General features: G+C 72.5%; 17 protein-coding genes and 1 riboswitch. Of the genes, 10 read left to right on the top strand and 7 right to left on the bottom strand.

Going from position 1 to position 19,751, the window contains the following annotated elements:
• Nucleotides 1–181: 181 nt before the first annotated feature.
• The 3 genes from purH to D9V37_RS09240 form a co-directional block, all read right to left on the bottom strand.
• Nucleotides 182–1,750 carry a bifunctional phosphoribosylaminoimidazolecarboxamide formyltransferase/IMP cyclohydrolase gene (gene purH / locus D9V37_RS09230; RefSeq protein WP_121805801.1) on the bottom strand — a complete coding sequence of 523 codons (1,569 nt, stop codon included), beginning with the start codon at nucleotides 1,748–1,750 and terminating at the stop codon, nucleotides 182–184.
• Nucleotides 1,751–1,775: 25 nt separating this feature from the next.
• A riboswitch (ZMP/ZTP riboswitch) is annotated at nucleotides 1,776–1,853 on the bottom strand.
• A 1-nt stretch (nucleotide 1,854) separates the two neighbouring features.
• Nucleotides 1,855–2,463 carry a phosphoribosylglycinamide formyltransferase gene (gene purN / locus D9V37_RS09235; RefSeq protein ID WP_121805802.1) on the bottom strand — a complete coding sequence of 203 codons (609 nt, stop codon included), beginning with the start codon at nucleotides 2,461–2,463 and terminating at the stop codon, nucleotides 1,855–1,857.
• A gap of 26 nt (nucleotides 2,464–2,489) precedes the next feature.
• Entirely contained in the window at nucleotides 2,490–3,866 is a 1,377-nt protein-coding gene (locus D9V37_RS09240) for a cell division protein PerM (RefSeq protein ID WP_121805803.1), read from the bottom strand.
• A gap of 85 nt (nucleotides 3,867–3,951) precedes the next feature.
• Between D9V37_RS09240 and D9V37_RS09245 the strand changes: the two genes are divergently transcribed.
• The 3 genes from D9V37_RS09245 to D9V37_RS09255 all read left to right on the top strand — a co-directional run bounded on the left by D9V37_RS09245 (nucleotide 3,952) and on the right by D9V37_RS09255 (nucleotide 7,506).
• Nucleotides 3,952–5,757, top strand: coding sequence for a hypothetical protein (locus D9V37_RS09245; RefSeq protein ID WP_121805804.1), 1,806 nt, complete (start codon nucleotides 3,952–3,954; stop codon nucleotides 5,755–5,757).
• Nucleotides 5,754–6,989, top strand: coding sequence for a kynureninase (gene kynU / locus D9V37_RS09250; protein WP_121805805.1), 1,236 nt, complete (start codon nucleotides 5,754–5,756; stop codon nucleotides 6,987–6,989). The genes D9V37_RS09245 and kynU overlap by 4 nt, the downstream gene beginning before the upstream one ends.
• 97 nt (nucleotides 6,990–7,086) lie before the next feature.
• Nucleotides 7,087–7,506 carry a hypothetical protein gene (locus tag D9V37_RS09255; RefSeq protein ID WP_147455909.1) on the top strand — a complete coding sequence of 140 codons (420 nt, stop codon included), beginning with the start codon at nucleotides 7,087–7,089 and terminating at the stop codon, nucleotides 7,504–7,506.
• A gap of 81 nt (nucleotides 7,507–7,587) precedes the next feature.
• Here D9V37_RS09255 and sucD read toward each other — a convergent pair whose 3' ends face one another.
• Nucleotides 7,588–8,469 carry a succinate--CoA ligase subunit alpha gene (gene sucD / locus D9V37_RS09260; RefSeq protein ID WP_121805807.1) on the bottom strand — a complete coding sequence of 294 codons (882 nt, stop codon included), beginning with the start codon at nucleotides 8,467–8,469 and terminating at the stop codon, nucleotides 7,588–7,590.
• Between the two features lie 10 nt (nucleotides 8,470–8,479).
• The gene (gene sucC, locus D9V37_RS09265) at nucleotides 8,480–9,649 is read right to left on the bottom strand and encodes an ADP-forming succinate--CoA ligase subunit beta (protein WP_121805808.1); all 1,170 of its coding nucleotides are present in this window, start codon (nucleotides 9,647–9,649) and stop codon (nucleotides 8,480–8,482) included.
• Nucleotides 9,650–9,777: 128 nt separating this feature from the next.
• On the opposite strand from sucC, the gene D9V37_RS09270 reads away from it, so the two are divergent.
• From D9V37_RS09270 to D9V37_RS09280, 3 genes are all read left to right on the top strand, one after another.
• Entirely contained in the window at nucleotides 9,778–11,499 is a 1,722-nt protein-coding gene (locus tag D9V37_RS09270) for a CocE/NonD family hydrolase (protein WP_198412450.1), read from the top strand.
• Between the two features lie 379 nt (nucleotides 11,500–11,878).
• Nucleotides 11,879–12,628 (top strand): M23 family metallopeptidase, encoded by a 750-nt coding sequence (locus D9V37_RS20435; RefSeq protein ID WP_198412451.1) that lies wholly within the window; start codon nucleotides 11,879–11,881, stop codon nucleotides 12,626–12,628.
• A 332-nt stretch (nucleotides 12,629–12,960) separates the two neighbouring features.
• On the top strand, nucleotides 12,961–13,395 hold the full coding sequence (locus tag D9V37_RS09280) for a hypothetical protein (RefSeq protein WP_121805809.1): 435 nt from the start codon (nucleotides 12,961–12,963) through the stop codon (nucleotides 13,393–13,395).
• 33 nt (nucleotides 13,396–13,428) lie between these two features.
• Here the strand turns inward: D9V37_RS09280 and pcrA are convergent, their stop codons facing one another.
• Nucleotides 13,429–15,888, bottom strand: a complete 2,460-nt coding sequence (pcrA, locus tag D9V37_RS09285; protein WP_121805927.1) for a DNA helicase PcrA — start codon at nucleotides 15,886–15,888, stop codon at nucleotides 13,429–13,431.
• 109 nt (nucleotides 15,889–15,997) lie between these two features.
• Between pcrA and D9V37_RS09290 the strand changes: the two genes are divergently transcribed.
• From D9V37_RS09290 to D9V37_RS09305, 4 genes are all read left to right on the top strand, one after another.
• Nucleotides 15,998–16,882 (top strand): hypothetical protein, encoded by an 885-nt coding sequence (locus D9V37_RS09290; protein ID WP_121805810.1) that lies wholly within the window; start codon nucleotides 15,998–16,000, stop codon nucleotides 16,880–16,882.
• Between the two features lie 63 nt (nucleotides 16,883–16,945).
• A complete protein-coding gene (locus tag D9V37_RS09295) occupies nucleotides 16,946–17,665 on the top strand; it encodes a zinc metalloprotease (RefSeq protein WP_158604428.1) in 720 nt (239 codons plus the stop codon).
• 72 nt (nucleotides 17,666–17,737) lie between these two features.
• The gene (locus D9V37_RS09300; protein ID WP_121805812.1) at nucleotides 17,738–18,409 is read left to right on the top strand and encodes a matrixin family metalloprotease; all 672 of its coding nucleotides are present in this window, start codon (nucleotides 17,738–17,740) and stop codon (nucleotides 18,407–18,409) included.
• A 28-nt stretch (nucleotides 18,410–18,437) separates the two neighbouring features.
• Nucleotides 18,438–19,004: a mismatch-specific DNA-glycosylase gene (locus tag D9V37_RS09305; RefSeq protein WP_121805813.1), complete on the top strand. Its 567-nt coding sequence runs from the start codon at nucleotides 18,438–18,440 to the stop codon at nucleotides 19,002–19,004.
• 186 nt (nucleotides 19,005–19,190) lie between these two features.
• Here D9V37_RS09305 and D9V37_RS09310 read toward each other — a convergent pair whose 3' ends face one another.
• Nucleotides 19,191–19,709 carry a DUF1707 SHOCT-like domain-containing protein gene (locus D9V37_RS09310; protein ID WP_121805814.1) on the bottom strand — a complete coding sequence of 173 codons (519 nt, stop codon included), beginning with the start codon at nucleotides 19,707–19,709 and terminating at the stop codon, nucleotides 19,191–19,193.
• Nucleotides 19,710–19,751 lie beyond the last annotated feature (42 nt).

Consider the following 19,751-nt stretch of genomic DNA (forward strand, 5'->3'; position numbering starts at 1 on the left):
CCGACGGTGGCCGAATCGATTTCCGTCGCGGGCGGAGGCCTCCCTCTGCCTCCGACCGCGACGACGCATGGTGGCCGCGCTCCCTCACGCGGCACATGAGTAACGTAGGCCCCACCCGAGGATCACGGCTCACAAACCGGCCCAAAGGGTGTGGTGGTACAGACAACCCCCAGCGGGCGCCTCAGTGGAAAAAGTGGCGCGTCCCCGTGACGTACATCGTCACCCCGGCCGCCTGGCACGCGGCGATCGTCAGCTCGTCGCGCACCGACCCGCCCGGCTGGACGATGGCCGCCACGCCGGCGTCGATGAGCACCTGCGGTCCGTCCTCGAAGGGGAAGAAGGCATCGGAGGCGGCGAAGGCACCGGCCGCCCGCTCCCCCGCCCGCTCGACGGCGAGCTTGCAGGAGTCCACCCGGTTCACCTGTCCCATGCCGACGCCGACGGACGCGCCGTCCTTCGCCAGCAGGATCGCGTTGGACTTCACCGCCCGGCAGGCTTTCCAGGCGAAGGCCAGCTCGGCCAGCCCGGCCTGGTCGAGCGCCTCGCCCGTGGCCAGCGTCCAGGAGGCCGGGTCGTCGCCGGGTGCGTCGACGTGGTCGACGCGCTGCATCAGCACGCCGCCGGAGATGCCGCGGAACTCCACCGGGTCGGGGTGCTCGTCCGCGCCGCAGAGCAGAATCCGGATGTTCTTGCCGCCGCGCGGCAGCGAGGTCAGCACCTCGACGGCGCCGTCGTCGTAGGCCGGCGCGACGATGGCCTCGGTGAAGGTCTCGCGCATCGCCTCGGCCATCGCCACGCTCACCGGCCGGTTCACCGCGATCACGCCGCCGAAGGCCGACGTCGGGTCGCAGGCGTTGGCCTTGACGTAGGCGGCGGCCACCTCGTCGGCCACCGCGATGCCGCACGGGTTGGCGTGCTTGATGATCGCCACGGCCGGCTGGTCGAAGTCGTTGGCCGCGCGACGGGCGGCGTCGACGTCGACGTAGTTGTTGTAGGACATCTCCTTGCCGTGCAGCTGCTCGGCGGTGGCCAGCCCCCCGCGCCAGTGGCGGTAGAGCGCGGCCGACTGGTGCGGGTTCTCGCCGTAGCGCAGCACGGCCTGCTTCTCCCAGGTGGCGCCGGTGAAGGCGGGGAAACCGGTGCCCTCGGAGGTGTCGGCCAGCACGCTGCCCATCCACGAGGCGACGGCCACGTCGTAGGCGGCGGTGTGTGCGAACGCCTCCGCGGCCAGCCGCTGACGCTGGCCGAGCGTGAACCCGCCGTCGGCCACGGCGGCCAGCACCTCGTCGTAGGCGGCGGGCGAGGTCACGATGGCCACCGACGGGTGGTTCTTCGCGGCCGCGCGGACCATCGAGGGGCCGCCGATGTCGATCTGCTCGACGCACTCGTCCGGCGACGCTCCGGAGAGCACGGTCTGCCGGAACGGGTAGAGGTTGGAGACCACCAGGTCGAACGGCTCCACGCCGAGGTTGGCGAGCTGCTCGACGTGGCTCTCGAGCCGGCGGTCGGCCAGGATCCCGGCGTGCACCTTGGGGTGCAGCGTCTTAACGCGGCCGTCGAGGCACTCGGGGAACCCGGTGAGGTCCTCGACCTTGGTCACCGGCACGCCGAGGCCCTCGATCAGCGCGGCCGAGCCGCCGGTGGAGACCAGCGCGACGCCGGCCTCGTGCAGGCCGCGGACGAGGTCCTCCAGGCCGGTCTTGTCGTAGACGGACACCAGGGCCCGTGTGATGGCGATGCGGTCGGTCACCGCGCACTCCTCATCGTCGATCCGATGAGGGCACCCAGGCGGTCGATGCCCCTCGACGTCACTCCCCGGTGGTCGCCCACCCGCGCCAGTCGTGTGGTGGCACCCTACCCACCGAACCGCACCCGGCGCCCCTCGACCGCGAAGCCCTCGCGCGCCATGCGACCGACCGCCTCGACGAGCATCCCCCGCTCGGCGGTCTTGATCCGCTCGTGCAGCGACTCGACGCTGTCGTCGTCGGCCACCGGCACCGCCGTCTGGGCCACGATCGGGCCGGTGTCCACGCCGTCGTCGACGACGAAGAGCGTGGCGCCGGTGACCTTCACGCCGTAGGCCAACGCGTCGGCCGGGCCGTGCATCCCGGGGAACGACGGCGAGAGCGCGGGGTGCGTGTTGACGGTCCGCGCGCCCAGGCGCGGCAGGTAGGAGGAGCCGACCAGCTTCATGAAGCCGGCCAGCACCACCACGTCGGGCCGGTAGCCGGCGACGGCCTCGCTCAGCGCGGCGTCCCAGTCCTCGCGGCTGTGGTGGTCCTCGACCCGCAGCACGAACGTCGCCACCCCGGCGCGCTCGGCACGGGCGAGGCCCTCGATGCCGTCGCGGTCGGCACCCACCGCCACCACCTGCGCGCCGTACGCCGGGTCGGCGCAGGCGTCGAGGAGGGCCTGGAGATTGGTGCCCGCCCCGGAGACCAGGACGACGAGCCGCGCAGTCACGACAGCGACCCTCTCAGATCGGCCGGTCAGATCAGCCGGATGGTGTCCTCGTCGTCGTCGGCCTGGCGGACCAGCCGCTGCAGCAGGTCGGTGGCCTCGCGCTCGCGCTGCGACGCCGGCGGCGGGGGCGGCCGGTCGGTGCGGTACTGGCGCACGATCTCGACCGTGGGCTCCTCGGCCAGGTCGGGCTCGACGCGGAGCAGGCCCCGGCGCTGCAGCACGGTGGCCACCACCGCGCCCACCACGCCGCCCAGGCCCATGGCCATCGCCCCGGCCCCCAGCACGGGCAGCAGCGGCGTCCCGACCTCGGCCATCCGGCCGGTGCCGACCGCGCCGCCGCCGAGCGCGGCGGCCACGCCCGTCAGCACCCCGGCCGCCACACCGGCGGCCAGACCCCGCAGCAGGGCGTCGCGCCAGCCGAGCACCGGGTGGCGACGCTGCACGAGCACGACCGCGAGCGCCGCGACCACCGCGGGCGAGGCCATCAGCGCGGTGGTCCACCACGGGGTGGCGCCGGTGTCGGGCAGCCCCGAGAGCAGCGGGAACGAGGGCACCGGGCCCAGCACGACGACGGCCGGGGAGACCGTGGTGCCCGTGCCGACGGCGAAGCCGGGGCCCAGCAGGTAGGCACCGCCGAGGGCCACCGCGTTGGGGGCCAGCAACGCCGTCACGGTCACCAGCATCACCGCGTCGCCGCCGTGCAGGCCGAGTCGGGAGACCAGCGAAGCCGAGGAGCCCAGGCCGACCACCAGCATCGCGGTCACCAGCAGCGCGGCGGCGGCCATCACCCCGGCCCAGGCGGCCAGGGCGGCCCGCACCACCGGACGCACGCCGGCCGGCAGCGTCCGGGCGGCCGCCGGCCACGCGTCGGCGCCGGTGAGCACGCCGCAGCCGCCGCCGATGCCGGCGACCAGCACGGCGCCGACCAGGGTGAGCACCAGCTCACCTCGGATCTCCGCGGTGGCCGCGAGCACGCTGGTCGCCACGGTCACGACCACGTAGCCGCAGCAGAACAGGCCGACGCCGTGCACCAGGTCGCGATCGCGGCCCGGCGGCGAGACCCGCCCGGCCCAGCGACCGCCGCGGAACGCGGCCCAGGCGAGCAGGGCGGTCAGCCCGAGCGGCACCAGGGTGTAGTCGGTGCCGCCGAAGCTCAGGTGCGAGCCGTGCCCGACGAGCCAGGCGTCGGCCCCCACCCGCAGCGCGTCGGTGGTGTCGCCGTGGGCGCCCGCGTCGGCCAGGAACCAGCCGGTCACCGCGACCGCCAGGAACACCGCCAGGCCGCCCAGGGCGGACCCGAAGCCGGCCAACGTCGCCGAGACCGTCAGCGGGCGCGTCACGGGGGCGGCGGCCGTGGTCGCGGCGCGCGCGCCCACGCGGGGACGGCTCAGCAGCTCGGTCATCACTCCTACCCCACCAGAACCACGACGTCGTTCGGTGGTGCCACGCCCGGAGGGGCGGTGCGGACCCGTACGCTCGATCCTCGTCATGACCTCCGCGACCGCCGACTTCGACGCGTTCTGCGACGGCGCCTGGGACCCGTTGCTGCTGCAGACCTTCGCGGCCTGCGGCGACCTGGCCGTCGCCCGGGACTCACTCGAGCGAGCCCTCGTCGACGCGTGGCACCACTGGCCGCGGGCCACCTGGCAGGGCCCTGAGAGCTACGTCCGCCAGGCCGCGCTGCGGCGCGCGGCCTGGCGCATCCGTACCCACCCCTTCCACCGCTCGCAGCGGCTCACACGCGACCAGCGCTCCACCTTGCAGGCGCTGGACACGCTCTCCCTGCCCGCGCGGCGCGCGGTGGTGCTGAGCAGCCTGAGCACCCTGGACCCGGCCCGGATCGCCCACGAGACCGGCGAGACGCTCGAGCGCACCACCGCCCTGGTGGCCGCGGGCCGCGAGGGCGTGGCGAGCGCCCTCGGCGTTCCCGCCGAGATGGTCGCGACCCGCCTCCACGGGTTGGCCGGCGCGGCGCGCTCGGCCCAGCGGCCGGTGCCCTCGCGGCTGCGCGAGCACGGCAGGCGGCGCCGCCGCGCGTGGCTGGGCGGCGGCGTGGTGGCCGCCTTGGTGCTCACGGTGCTGGGCGGGCTGTACGTCCACGCGGACTCCGGACCGGCCGAGACGCTGCCGCCGGCGGTGGGACCGGAGGTCTCGACCAAGCTCCTGCTCTCGGCTTCGGACCTCGCCCCGCTCGGCACGGCCGCCCGCTGGACCGTGGTGGCCACCGGGGCGGTCACCGGCTCCTCCGGCGCCCGCAGCGTCTGCCAGACCAGCCGGCTGGCCGATCCCGACGGCCTACGGGCCTACGCCCGCACGTTCCGCTTCGGCTCCGGACAGCGCGCGGCCACCCAGACCCTGCAGCTCTCCCGTACCGAACGACAGGCCCGCGCGGCGTACCGGCGGGCGCTGGACTGGTTCGACGACTGCTCCAGCGGCCGGTTGCAGGTGCTCTCGGCCTACGACGTCAGCGGCCTGGGCGACGACGCCACCGTGCTGCGGCTGCGGCAGCAGACGGCCACGGGCTCCCGGCTCTCCAGCTACGCCGTCGGGATCGCTCGCACCGGCCACATCCTGACCTGGACCGCCCTGACGGTGCGCGGCGCCCAGGCGCCGGCCACCACCGCGGTCGTGACCTCGCTGGCCACCTCGATCCGGCGGGCCTGCGCCAGCTCGGCCGCCGGCAGCTGCCGCGAGCACCCGGTCGCCAAGGAGGTCAGCGACCTGGAGTCCGGCGAGGCGCCGGGCATGCTCACCACCGCCGACCTGCCGAGCGTGCCGGGGGTGAGCTCGGCGTGGCGGGGCACCGACGCCCAGGCCACCACCACCAACGCCGCGGCCACGACGTGCGACCGCACCAACTTCGCCAGCGCCGGCTCCACCCGCACCACCGCGCGCACCTTCTTGACGCCCGGCGCCAAGGTGCCGACCCGGTTCGGGGTCACCGAGACGCTGGGCCGGTTCCCCACCCCGGCCGGCGCGAAGGGCCTGGTCGCGCAGGTGGTCGACCGGCTGGCCACCTGCCAGAACCGCGACCCGGGCGCCAAGGTCGGCCCCACCGCCCAGCAGGTGAAGGGCCCGCACGGCACCTCGTGGTACCTGTGGCGGGTCACCAGCGACATCAGCGCCAAGCGCTCGGTGACCTTCTGGATGGGGATCGCGCGCTACGGGGTCAACGTGGTGCAGGTCGGGTTCGTGCCGGGCAACGACGGCCAGGACCTCACCGCGGCCGGGTTCCAGTCCCTGGTCGAGCGCGCCCGCGACCGGCTCCTCGAGCTGCCGGGCAACGGCCAGTGACCACGCGCGAGGAGGCTGCCCGGCTGGACGCGGCGGGGCCGGCGACCGGCTGGCGCGAGCGGTTCGCGCTGCCCGAGGGCGTCGTCTACCTCGACGGCAACTCGCTGGGCGCGCTGCCCGTGGGCGTCGCGGACCGGCTGGTGCGCGTCGCCACGCACGAGTGGGGCCGCGACCTGATCACCTCCTGGAACCCCACGGCCGCCGGTGGCGACTGGATCTCCCTGGCCCGCCGCGTTGGGATGCGCATCGCGCCCCTGATCGGTGCTGCGCCGGGCGACGTCCACGTCGGCGACTCCACCTCGGTGAGCCTGTTCAAGACGATGGTGGCCGCGCTGCGGCTGCGACCGGGCCGGCGGGTGCTCGTGGTCGAGCCCTCCACCTTCCCCACCGACGGCTACGTGGCCGCCGGCGTCGCCCGGCTCACCGGGGCCGAGCTGCGCTGGTGCGACCCCGCCGACCCGGCCGCCTCGCTCGACGACGATGTGGCGCTGCTCTCGCTCACCCACGTCGATTTCCGCACCGGTGCGATGTACGACCTGCCGGGTCTGTCCGCCGCCGCCCACGAGGCCGGCGCGCTGGTGCAGTGGGACCTGTGCCACTCCACCGGTGCCGTGCCGGTCGACCTCACCGCGGCCGGCGCCGACCTGGCCGTCGGCTGCAGCTACAAGTACCTCAACGGCGGGCCCGGCGCGCCGGCGTTCACCTGGGTCGCCCCGGCCCTGCAACCCGATCTCGACCAACCGGTGCAGGGCTGGATGGGCCACGCCTCGCCCTTCGCGATGCAGCGCGACTACGAGCCGGCCGACGGCATGCGGCGGATGGCCTCCGGCACGCCGCCGGTGCTCGCGCTCTCGGCCCTCGACGCCGCCCTGGACGCCTTCGACGGCGTCACCGTGGCTGACCTCCGAGCCGTCTCGCTCTCGCTCACCGACCTGTTCATACGGCTGGTCGCCGACCGGCTGCCCGACGTCGAGATCGTCACCCCGCGCGAGCACGAGCGGCGCGGCAGCCAGGTCTCGCTGCGCCACGCCGACGCGTACGGCATCGTGCAGGCGCTGATCGCGCGCGGCGTGGTGGGCGACTTCCGCGATCCCGACATCGCGCGGTTCGGTTTCGCGCCGCTCTACGTACGCCACGTCGACGTCCTCGACGCCGTCGACCACCTGGTCGCGGTCCTCGAGGCCGGCGAGCACCGCGACCCGCGGTACGCGGTGCGGAGCACGGTCACGTAACGGCACCGACCGGTCACGTTTAGCCACCGGTGTGCGGTGGTACACCCCTCGGACGACGTCACCTCACGGGGAGGGGACGCGAACGCAAGGGGTGCACATGATCACCAAGAGGATCCTCGCTGTCATCGGCGCGGTCACTCTGGCCGGGAGCCTCGCCGCCGGTCCGGCACAGGCGGCTTCCGACAACGGCGCACGCAAGAAGGCCCACACCCACGTGGGCGTCAGCGTGGTCAAGGACGCGACGTACGGCTGGGACATCCAGGTCTCGCTCAAGCGCAGGGGCGCCCCCTACGCGGGCAAGGTGCTGATCGTGCAGTCGAAGGTGAACGGCAAGTGGAAGAAGGTGCGCTCCAGCGCCATCCGCACCGACGCCAACGGTGCCGCGGCCTACCCGGCGGGCATCTGCGTGCACAAGGTCTACGGCCGGGCCTACAACCCGGTCCTGCGGGTGCACTTCAACGGCGACCGCAACTCGGCCGAGGGCAACTCGCGCAAGTTCCGCGCGCCCTGCCGTTGACCTGCCGCTGACCTGGCGTTGATCACACGCACGAACGCCGCCGTCCCCCTCGGGGGGGCGGCGGCGTTCGTCGTCTCGTGCCTACAGGCCCGCGAGGATCTCGCGCATGAGGGCGGCGGTCTCGCTCGGCGTCTTGCCGACCTTGACCCCGGCCGCCTCGAGCGCCTCCTTCTTGGCCTGCGCGGTGCCCGAAGAGCCGGATACGATGGCGCCGGCGTGGCCCATCGTCTTGCCCTCGGGCGCGGTGAACCCGGCCACGTAGCCGACGACCGGCTTGGTGACGTGCTCCTTGATGTAGGCCGCCGCACGCTCCTCGGCGTCGCCGCCGATCTCGCCGATCATGACGATCGCCTGCGTGTCCGGGTCGGCCTCGAACGCCTCGAGGGCGTCGATGTGGGTGGTGCCGATGATCGGGTCGCCGCCGATGCCGATGGCCGTGGAGAAGCCGTGGTCCTTCAGCTCGTACATCATCTGGTAGGTCAGCGTGCCGGACTTCGAGACCAGCCCGATCGGGCCCTTGCCGGCGATGGTGTGCGGCGTGATGCCGGCCAGCGACTCCTCGGGCGTGATGATGCCCGGGCAGTTCGGCCCGATCATGCGGGTGGTCTTGCCCTGCAGGTAGCTCCACACCTCGGCGGTGTCCTGCACCGGCACGCCCTCGGTGATGACGACGAGCAGGCCGATCCCGGCGTCGATCGCCTCGATGCAGGCGTCCTTGGTGAAGGCGGGGGGCACGAAGACGACCGACACGTCGGCGCCGGTCTCCTTCATCGCCTCCTCGACGCTGCCGAAGACCGGCAGCTCCTGGCCACCCAGCTCGACGCTGGTGCCCGCCTTGCGGGCGTTGACGCCGCCGACGATGTTGGTGCCGGCGTCGAGCATGAGGGTGGTGTGCTTGGAGCCCATCCCACCGGTCATGCCCTGGACGATGACCTTGCTGTCCTTGGTCAGGTAGATCGACATCGCTGTCCCCTTACTTCGCAGCGCCGGCGAGCTCGGCGGCCTTGTCGGCCGCGCCGTCCATGGTCGGGACCTGCGTCACGAGCGGGTGGTTCAGCTCGTCGAGGATCGCCCGGCCCTTGTCGACGTTGTTGCCGTCGAGCCGCACGACCAGCGGCTTGGTGGCCTGGTCGCCCAGGATCTCCAGCGCGCCCTTGATGCCGTTGGCCACCTCGTCGCAGGCGGTGATGCCGCCGAAGACGTTGACGAAGACCGACTTCACCTGGTCGTCGCCGAGGATGACGTCGAGACCGTCGGCCATCACCTGCGCGTTCGCGCCGCCGCCGATGTCGAGGAAGTTGGCCGGCTTGACGCCGCCGTGGTCCTCACCGGCGTAGGCGACGACGTCGAGGGTGCTCATCACCAGGCCCGCGCCGTTGCCGATGATGCCGACCTCGCCGTCGAGCTTGACGTAGTTCAGCCCCTTCGCCTTGGCCTTGGCCTCCAGCGGGTCGGCCGCGCTCTTGTCCTCGAACTTCGCGTGGTCCTCGTGGCGGAAGTCGGCGTTGTCGTCGAGGCTCACCTTGCCGTCGAGCGCCTCGAGCTTGTCGCCCTCCAGCCGCGCCAGCGGGTTGACCTCCACCAAGGTGGCGTCCTCCTCGACGAACGTCGCGTAGAGCGCCTTGACCATGGCGATCGCCTGGTCGCGCAGCTCGGCCGGGAAGCCGGCCTCGTCGACGATCTCGGCCGCCTTGGCGTCGTCGACGCCGGCGCCGGGGTCGACCGGGATCTGCTTGACCGCGTCGGGGTTGGTCTTCGCGACCTCCTCGATCTCGACGCCGCCCTCGACGCTGGCGATGCACAGGTAGGAGCGGTGCGAGCGGTCGAGCAGGAAGGAGAAGTAGTACTCCTCCACCGGCGGCGTGGCCGGGGTGATGAGCACCCGGTGCACCGTCAGCCCCTTGATCTGCATGCCGAGGATGGCCGAGGCGTGCTCGAAGGCCTCGTCGGGCGAGGTGGCCAGCTTGACGCCGCCCGCCTTCCCGCGACCTCCGGCCTTGACCTGCGCCTTGACGACGACCGTGCCGCCGATCTCCTCGGCCGCCGACCGGGCCTCCTCGGCGGTCTCGACGACCTTGCCGAGGGTGGTGGCGACTCCGTGCGCGGCGAAGAGCTCCTTCGCCTGGTACTCCATCAGGTCCACTGACTCACCTTTCGCAGACGTCGAGGCGACCCTAGACCCGGCTCCGGACGCGCTGACCACGGGTTCCGCGTGACCGCGGACACACTCGCTCGTTGTACTGCTCGGTAACAACGAGACAAGGAGCCCTCGTGAAGCGCACCGCCCTGCTCGTCAGCCTCGGTCTGGCCTGCGCCACCCTCATGGCCGCCCCGGCGCACGCGACCGACCAGGCCTACACCGTCACCGCGGTCAGCATCCCGGTGAAGGTCGGCCCGAACGGCGACCAGTCCTGCACCGTGGACGCCGACCTGTACCGGCCGGCCGACGCCACCGCGTCGCACCCCGACGCCGCGATCCTCACCACGAACGGCTTCGGCGGCAGCAAGGACGACACCAGCACCGCCGGCATCGGCACCTCCTTCGCCAAGGCTGGATACGTGGTGCTCAGCTACTCCGGGCTCGGCTTCGGGGCGACCACCTGCAAGATCAGCCTCGACGACCCCGACTACGACGGCCGCGCCGGCTCGCAGCTGGTGACCTACCTGGCCGGGTTGGACTACGTCGCCACCAACGCACCGGGCGACCCGAAGGTGGGCATGGTCGGCGGCTCCTACGGCGGCCAGATCCAGTACGCCGTCGCCTCCCAGGACAAGCGCGTCGACGCGATCATCCCGATCATCACCTGGAACGACCTGTCGTACTCGCTGGCCCCGAACAACGCCACCACCACGCGCGGCGTGAGCTACGCGGTGCCCGGTGTCGCCAAGCGCGAGTGGGTCGACCTGTTCTTCGCCGACGGCATCGCCTCCGGCGTGCAGAACGTCACCGTCGCCCACGACCCCGAGACGCTGGTGGGCTGCCCCAACTTCACCGACGCGGCGTGCACCGCGGTGCTCGCGCTCAACGCCACCGGCGCCCCGAACGCCCAGGCGCTGGCGCTGACCCGGCACGCGTCGGTCTCCTCCTACGCCTCGAAGGTGACCGCGCCGACCCTGCTCGTGCAGGGCGAGAAGGACACGCTGTTCAACCTGCAGGAGGCGGTGGCCACCTACCACCAGCTGCGGGCCGCCCACACCCCGGTGCGCATGGTGTGGCAGTCCTGGGGCCACTCCGACGGCACCCCGGCACCGGGCGAGCTCGACCTGACCGCCGGGCTCCAGCACTCCTACCTCGGCACCCGGTTCCTGAACTGGATGAACCACTACGTCCGCGGCGACTCCTCCGCGCCCGTCGGCCCCCAGTTCAGCTACTTCCGGCCGTGGGTCTCCTACGCCGGCACCGACGTCGCGAAGGCGTACGCCACCGCGAGCAGCTTCAGCGAGAGCCCGACCGCGCGGCTGTGGCTGAGCGGCACCTCCGCCCTGGTCGCCTCGCGCTCCTCGGTCGCCCCGGGGGCCGCGACCTACGCCAACGCCGGACCCGTGCCGACGTCGTACTCGGAGACGTCGGGGGTGGAGGGCAGCCTGGTGAATCTGCCGGCCACCGACGGCGCGGGCAGCTTCGTCTCCTTCACCACCGCGCCGCTGACCAAGGACGCCGACCTGGTGGGCTCACCGCAGGCGACACTGCACCTCTCGGCGCCGGCAGTGCTGTTCGCGAAGCTCTACGACGTGGCACCCGACGGCACCCAGACGCTGCAGAACCGGCTGATCTCGCCGGTGCGGGTCACCGACGTCTCGCACCCGGTGCACATCGCGCTGCCGGGGGTGGTCCAGCGGTTCGCGGCCGGCCACCAGCTGCGGCTGGTCGTCGCCGCCAGCGACGCGGCGTACGGCGGGAACCTGGTGCCGGTCGTGCAGACGGTCTCCACCAGCCGTACGGCGCCGAGCTACCTCGACCTGCCGCTGACCTCCTCGCTCTCGCTGGGGTGAGCCGGCAGGCAGCGGTATAGACGGCTTGGCGGAGCCTCGCCGACCGTTCGCGGGGGCCGCTCCCCCGGTCTGGTCAGGGCCTTCGGGACCGGGCCGGAGGACCTCGATCGGCCCCACCCGAAGGGCGGTCTCGGCGGTTGCCAGGTTCGGTTTCGCCACTGTTCACCCTTCCGTTACTGTGGCGCCCGGCATCGGGAGCCAACTCGTAGGGACTGGTATGAGCAACCACCGAGCGAACCGCCGCACGCCAGTGCGCAGCACGGTTCCGACCACTGCCCAAACCCCGGGCAGGCGGGCCGCGGGCGGTCGCCGACGGGCGGCCGGGAAGCCCGGATCCGTCGCCGGTCCGCTGGCCGGGCGCGCCCTGGGCGCGCTGCCGATGATCCCCACCATCACCGGCGCCGTCGCGGTCACCGTCGCGGCCGGCGGCACCGTCGCGGCCGGGCCGGGTCAGGCCGCGGCCGACGACGTCGTCACCGCCAGCGGGCACCAGCAGAACGGCACCGACGCCGGCATCGACACCACGCGCCACAGCCGCAGCAGCCGCCGCAGCAGCGACGTCAACGCCGACCGCCGGGTGACGCTGTCCCGCGACTCCGAGCGCGACGCGCGCGGCGACGCCGCCGGCAGGCGGGTGCAGAGCGCGCTGGACACCCAGGCCACCCAGCGCAACGCGGCACTGACCAACCTGGCCCGCTCGGCGGAGAAGCAGGCCGGGATCATCAAGGCCAACATGTGGCACCTGCCCACCGAGGGCTACCACCTCACCGCCCGCTTCGGCAGCGCCGGCGGCCTGTGGGCGAACAACCACACCGGCCTGGACTTCGCCGCCCCCACGGGCACGCCGATCTACGCGGTGGCCAACGGCGTCATCACCTCCACCGGCTTCGACGGCTCCTACGGCAACAAGACCGTCGAGACCCTCGATGACGGCACCGAGATCTGGTACGCCCACCAGTCGGCCATCGACGTCACCGTCGGCGAGCAGGTCACCGGCGGCGAGACCATCGGCGCCATCGGCTCGACCGGCAACACCACCGGTCCCCACGTGCACATCGAGGTCCGCCCCGGCGGCGGCGACCCCGTGGATCCGTTCACCGCGATGGTCTACCACGGTCTGCACCCGTAGCTCGCGCAGCGAGCTAGGGGTGCAGCCGTGGCAGACCATCGCAGGAGCCGAGACGTCGCATCTCGATGTCTCTGCTTGCCGCGCGAAGCGCGCACGTCATAGACGTCGGGATGCGACGTCTCGGCGAGACCACCACCCACCGCCACAAGCCCCGCCACCGCAGCAACAACGGGTCGGCCTGAAACCCCGGGCACGGCGCACCGACGACAACGCGACGCCTCACCGCCGCACACCGACGGCAACGCGACGCCTCACCGCCCCAGACACGCAGGAACCCGACGCCTCACCGGCCCCGGCGTTTGTCCGGGCCCCGGCCGGGTAGGAACCCTCCCATGGCTCTTCGTCCTGCTCGGAGTGCGAGCGCACTCGTCTCGGTCCTGATCTCCCTCGCCCTGCTCGGGCTCGGCCTCGCCGCACCGGCCACCGCCGCCTCTCCCGACGCGGCCCGGGCCAAGGCGCCCTCGCACCTACGGCTGGTCTCCAAGGTCTACGACCCGGACTCGGTGTACTCCGGCGTCACCATCTACGACGTGACCTTCCTGCTCAAGCGCAAGGGCCACGCCTACGCGAACAAGCGGGTCTGCCTCTACGTCAAGCTCGGCAAGCACGGCCTGCTGCGCGGTGAGTGCCACCGCACCGACGCCGCCGGCCACGCGGTGCTCCACCTCGGCGGAAGCGGCAAGTCGGTCTACTACATCAAGTTCAAGGGCGACCGGAAGACCAAGGGCACCTCGAAGAAGGTCATCATCCACGGCCACAAGATCTAGGCCCGCCGGAGAGGCTGCCGCTGCCTACAGCAGCTACAACTTCTCCACCGGCGCATAACGCAGCAGCAGCCGCTTGACGCCCTCGCTGCCGAAGTCGACCGAGGCCACGCTGTTGTCGCCCTGGCCCTCCAAGGACACGACGGTGCCCAGTCCGAAGGTGTCGTGGGTGACCCGGTCGCCGGGCTCGAGCGACGGCACGGCGCGGCCGGCCTTGGCCTTCGAGGCGGCGTCGACCCGGGCCGCGGCGGCGCCGAAGCGGCGCTGCACGGTGCCCGAGAGGCCGCCACCGAACGACGAGGACCCCGACCCGGTGCTCGACCCAGTGCTCGACCCGAAGCTCGACCCGAAGCTCGGGCGGGCCCACACCGTCTGGTCGGCCTCGGTGCGCCGCCAGTCGACCAGGTCGACCGGCAGCTCGTCGACGAAGCGCGAGGCGGGGTTGTGCGACGGCGCGCCCCACGCCGAGCGCATGACCGCGCGGGAGACGTAGAGCCGCTGCTCGGCGCGGGTAAGGCCGACGTAGGCCAGCCGCCGCTCCTCCTCCAGCGCCTGCTTGTCGCCCAGCGAGCGCGAGTGGGGGAAGATCCCGTCCTCCAGGCCGGTCAGGAAGACCACCGGGAACTCCAGTCCCTTGGCCGTGTGCAGCGTCATCAAGGTGACCACGCCCGGCGCGTCCTCGCCCGGGGCGTCGGGGATCTGGTCGGAGTCGGCCACCAGGGCCACCCGCTCGAGGAAATCGGTGAGCCCGGGGGCGGTCGCCTGGGCGGTGTCGTCGCCCGGGTCGGCCGACGGGCCGAGCACCGGGTCGTCGGCGAACTCGCGGGCGACGGCCACCAGCTCGCCGAGGTTCTCCACGCGGGTCTCGTCCTGGGGGTCGTCGGAGGCCTCGAGCGCGACGAGGTAGCCCGAGAGCGCGAGCATCTGCTCCAGCACGACGTCGACCCGCTCGCCGGCCGCCACCATCTGCTGCAGCTGCTCGATCATGGCGACGAAGCCGTTGACCTGCGTCCGCGAGCGAGTGGCCAGGTCGGGCACCTCGCCGGCGCGGCGCAGCGCCTCGAAGTAGGTGATCCGCTCCCGGGCCGCGAACGCAGCCACCGCCGCCTCGGCCCGCTCGCCGATGCCGCGCTTGGGGACGTTGAGGATGCGGCGCAGCGACACCTCGTCGTCGGGGTTGGCCAGGGTGCGCAGGTAGGCCAGGGCGTCGCGCACCTCGCGCCGCTCGTAGAACCGGACGCCGCCGACCACGCGGTAGGGCATGCCGGAGCGGATGAAGACCTCCTCGAACACCCGCGACTGGGCGTTGGTGCGGTAGAAGACCGCGATCTCCCCGGCCCGCGCCTCCTTCTCGTCGCTCAGCCGGTCGATCTCCTCGACCACGAACCTGGCCTCGTCGCGCTCGTCGTCGGCGACGTAGCCCACGATGCGGCTGCCGTCGCCGGAGTCGCTCCACAGGTTCTTGGGCTTGCGGTCGTCGTTGCGGCTGATGACCGCGTTGGCGGCGGTGAGGATGGTCTGGGTGGAGCGGTAGTTCTGCTCCAGCAAGATGGTGCGGGCGTCGGGGAAGTCGAGCTCGAAGTCGAGGATGTTGCGGATGCTGGCGCCGCGGAAGGCGTAGATCGACTGGTCGGCGTCGCCGACCACCATCAGCTCCGCGGGCGGGGCGACCGGCGCCTGGGTCTCCTGCTCCTCCAAGGCCTGCGCGCACAGCTCGTGCACCAGCGCGTACTGGGCGTGGTTGGTGTCTTGATACTCATCGACCAGGACGTGGCGGAACCGGCGCCGCCAGGACTCCCGGACGTCGGGGAAGGCGCGGAACAGGTGGACGGTGGTGGCGATGAGGTCGTCGAAGTCCATCGCGTTGGCCGCGGCCAGCCGGCGCTGGTAGTCGGCGTAGGCCGTGGCGTAGGTCTGCTCCAGCTGGTTGGCGGCGCCCTGGGCCGCTGCCTCGGGATCGAGCAGCTCATTCTTGGCGTTGGAGACCCAGTGGAGCACCGCGCCGGGCGGGTAGCGCTTGACGTCGAGATCGAGCTCGCGGCACACCAGCGTCATCAGCCGCTTGGAGTCGGCGGCGTCGTAGATGCTGAAGGAGCTCTTGAACCCCAGCTTGTCGGCCTCGCGGCGCAGGATCCGCACGCAGGAGGAGTGGAACGTGCTGACCCACATGATCTTCGCCCGGTTGCCGACCAGCTCGGTGACGCGCTCGCGCATCTCGGCCGCGGCCTTGTTGGTGAAGGTGATGGCCAGGATCGAGCCCGGGTGGGCGTCGCGCTGGGAGATCAGCCAGGCGATGCGGCGGGTGAGCACCCGGGTTTTGCCCGAGCCGGCCCCGGCGACCACCAGCAGCGGGGTGCCCTCGTGCATCACCGCCTCGCGCTGCGGCTCGTTCAGTCCGGCCAGCAGCTCCTCGCGGCTGGGCCCCCGGCCCCGCGCGGGCCGCTCCTGTGCCGTGGGCTCGACCGGCAGACCGGGGATCGGGAACTGGACCGTCATCGCACCGCCCACCCTACGGTCGGTCGCCGACAGTCTGCTCACGCGTCCACAGGCTTGCGAATTGCGTGGTTCTGTCCCCGACGTCGGTTTCTGAGAGGACCATGGACCGGTGCCCGAACCGGACGACGAGAACCGCCTCGTGGGGCTGAGCCGTCGCGAGATCGACGCGCTGGTCAGCGACCTGATCCGGGCCGAGGACAGCGCGGCCGGCGAGGCGTCCCCGCCGGCCGGCGGCCGGCACGCCGTGGACCGACCCGCTGCGGAGCAGTCCTTGGTGTCCGGGCCGGCAGGCGGTTCGTCGGTCCTGGACTGGCTGCGTCACCTCGGCGCCGCGGTGAGCGTCGTGCTCGTGATCTGCGCCGCCCTGGTGCTGGTGCGGTGGTGGCCCCACTACAGCGAGCGCGGGCTGCCCTCCGGTCCGCGGACCTACGCCGACGGTCACTACGCCTTCCTGCTCACGCAGTCGGACTCCTCGGACGAGCCGGTGGGCTTCGACCCCTGCACCACCGTCCAGGTCGCGATCGACACCGACGGTGCCACGTCCACGATCCGCTCCGACGTCGAGCGCGTGGTCGCCTCGATCGACCAGGTCAGCGGGCTGCACCTGACCACGCTGGGCGTCGGCGAGACGCTCAGCTCCACCACGAACGTCATCCTGGTCTCGTTCCAGGACCCCTCATCCGACACCCATCTGAACGACACCATGATCGGGGTCGGCGGGTTCCTCTCGGTCCGGCAGCCGACGCAGGACGGCACCGCCTACGTCGCCCACGGCTTCGTGACGCTGAACCGCCACCGCTACAACTCCGCGAGCCACGACAGCCAGCTGCTCTCGCTCGCGCGGCAGTTCGGCCACGCCGTGGGCCTGGCCAACATCAACGGGCACGAGCTGATGAGCACCGACCTGCACCAGGGCGTGCGTCACTTCGGGCACGGCGACCTCACCGGGCTGGCGCTGCTGGGTCGGCTGCCCTGCGCCGGCGCCTCGGCCTGACCGCGCCGGCGAGTCGGTCGGTTCCGCGGACGGCGCGGCCCCGCACGGCGCACCATGGGTGCTGTGCACGGGGGTGGTGCTCGACCCGGCGGCATCCGCCGCGCGGCGGTCAGGGTCTGGTCAGCGGTCGTCGTGATCTGTGCGGTGGGGTACCTCACCGACAGCCATCACGACTCGGACTCCTACAGCGAGGCCGGCCTGCCCTCGCATCCGACCCATTACGCCGATGGCACCTACCGCTTCATGCGGACCCAGCCACTGGACCCGACGCAGCCCGTCGGCTACAACCCGTGCCGGTTCATCGAGGTCGAGATCAACTACGCCGACGCCACGCCCACCATCGCGGCCGACGTCGAGCGCATCGCGCGCGACATGCTCCAGGTGAGCGGACTGCACCTGCGTTACGTGGGCGCCAGCCAGCGCACCCACCTCGCGCCGCCGAGCGGACGGATCCTGGTCTCCTTCACCCGCGCCAGCAACGACACCTCCATGAACGACGCGATCGCCGGGCGGGGAGGAAGCTCCTCCTACACCAGTGGCTACCCGGACCAGACCCTCTACTACGTCGGCGGGACCGTCACCCTCAACGCGGACACCTACAACCGCTCGACCCACGACCAGCAGCTGCTCATCTTGGCCCACGAGTTCGGCCACGCGGTCGGCCTCGCCCACGCTCCCGGCGCCGAGCTGATGAACGCCGACGCCTGGGGCTACCGGTTGCACCACTGGGCCCACGGCGACCTCACCGGCCTGGCCCGGCTGGGCGAGCTGCCCTGTCGGTGACCCCATCGTGTCGGGCTTTGACGGTCTATAACATTTTGTGACAAAACGGGCGTTTGCTGACATGCTCCCCCGATGCTCTCCCCTCGTGTCAGAGCCCTGCTTCTCCGCCTGACCGCCTGGTGGGCGCCGCTCCTGGCGCTGGTCACGGTCACGGCGCCGCCCGTAGCCGAGGCCGCACCAAAGACTGCCGCACCGATCGCGCCGTACGCCTTCGAGGCGACCCAGGCGCGCGGCTCCTACCAGGCGGTGGGCTGGAACCCGTGCCGCGCCATCTCGGTGCGGGTCAACCTGGCCCACGCCCCGCGCCACTCGCTCCGGGTGGTGCAGCAGGCGCTGACCCAGGTGGCCGCCGCCACCGGCATCGACATCCGCTACGCCGGGCTCTCCCATCACACGCCGGGATTCCTGCGCCACTACGGCGTGCTGGTCGCCTGGAGCACGCCCGCTCGCCAGCGGACGCTGGCCGGGCCCATCGTCGGGCTCGGCGCGAGCCGGTGGCGCCAGCCGGCCGGCGGCTCGCGCCACTACGTGCGCGGCGCCGTCACCTTGGACGGCCCGGCGCTGCGGCACGCCGGCGCCGCGAGACAGCTCGCCGTGCTCGAGCACGAGCTGGGCCACGTCATGGGCCTGGCCCACGTCGGCGACCGTAACCAGCTGATGTACCCCGTCATCGGCCGCGTCTCGAGCTACGCGGCCGGTGACCTGGCCGGGCTCGCCGCCCTGGGCAGCCTGCCCTGCAGCTGAGGCACCCGCGACGCCCTACGCTCCCCGCGTGGCCCGGTTCACCCGCGAGCAGCTGCAGGACTACTACGGGGCGACGGTGCCCGACCTCATCGGACCGGGCCTGCGCCTGCTCTTCGTGGGCATCAACCCCGGGCTGTGGACCGCCGCGGTGCAGACCCACTTCGCCCGGCCGGGCAACCGCTTCTACCCCGCGCTGCTCGCGGCCGGCATCATCACCGACCCGGTCGACGCCGGCGCGGGCATGACCGAGGAGGACCGCACCGCCTTCGTCGCCCGAGGTCTGGGCATCACCAACCTGGTGCCGGTGGCCACGGCCCGCGCCGACGAGCTGAGCACCGACCAGCTGGTCGAGGGCGCTCGCCGGCTCGAGCGCGTGGTGGGCGAGCACCACCCGCGCGTCGTCGCGATCGCCGGGGTGACGGCGTACCGCACCGCCTTCGGGGTCCGCCGGGCCCAGCAGGGCCGCCAGCTCGAGCCGCTGGCCGGCGCGGAGCTGTGGGTGGTGCCCAACCCCTCGGGGCTCAACGCCCACGACACGGTGGCCAGCCTGGCCGCGGCGTACGGGGCCGCGGCCCGCGCGGCTGGGGTGATCTGAGCTCGTCGTGTTATCTTTGGATCGTTCAAATGGAACGATCCAATCCACCCGGAAGGGACATCATGGCACGCATCCGACTCCTCGCCAGCGCGATCGACAGCTGGACTCTGTGGGCGTTCAACGCCCAAGCGCCGCTGGCCCACCGCGGCTACCGCGGCTGACCCGCCGCTCCAGCCGCCCAGCTGCTCAGCGCGGTCGCTGCTCGATCCGGCGCTGCTCGCGCCGGGCCAGCCGCCGCTTCTCCTCGGCGATGTAGCCGCGCTTGTCGAGCATCAGCTTGAGCAGCGGGATCACCGAGAACATCACGAACACCGGCCACGGGAACCCGAAGCCGCTGATGGCCCAGATGACCCAGCACACCAGGCTCGGGGCCATGAACGTGCCGAGCGCCCCGCCGCGCGCGCGGTAGTACCTCTCCGTCGCCTGCTCGGTCAGCGCGGCGTCGCTGGAGAGCCCGACGGCCTTGCTCGGCTGCTCGGGGGCCAGGTCCCGCAGCGGCGGCACCAGCTCCCCCAGGGTCTTCGAGCCCTGGACGGCACCGGCCCGCTCGTCGTACTCCTCACGGTCCAGTCGGCCGTCACCGTACGCGGAGGCCAGCGCGTCGAGGGCCAGGCTGCGGTCCAGGTCGGAGGAGCGCAGCCCGGCGTTGCGCTCGGCGCGGGGGTCGCTGCTGAAGCGCTCCCACGGGATCTGCACCTCGTCCATGCCGCGAGTCTAGGAAGCCCCCGAGCACCCGACCACTGCGGA

Origin of the sequence: Nocardioides mangrovicus, assembly GCF_003674065.1 — a bacterium.
Lineage (GTDB): Bacteria > Actinomycetota > Actinomycetes > Propionibacteriales > Nocardioidaceae > Marmoricola > Marmoricola mangrovicus.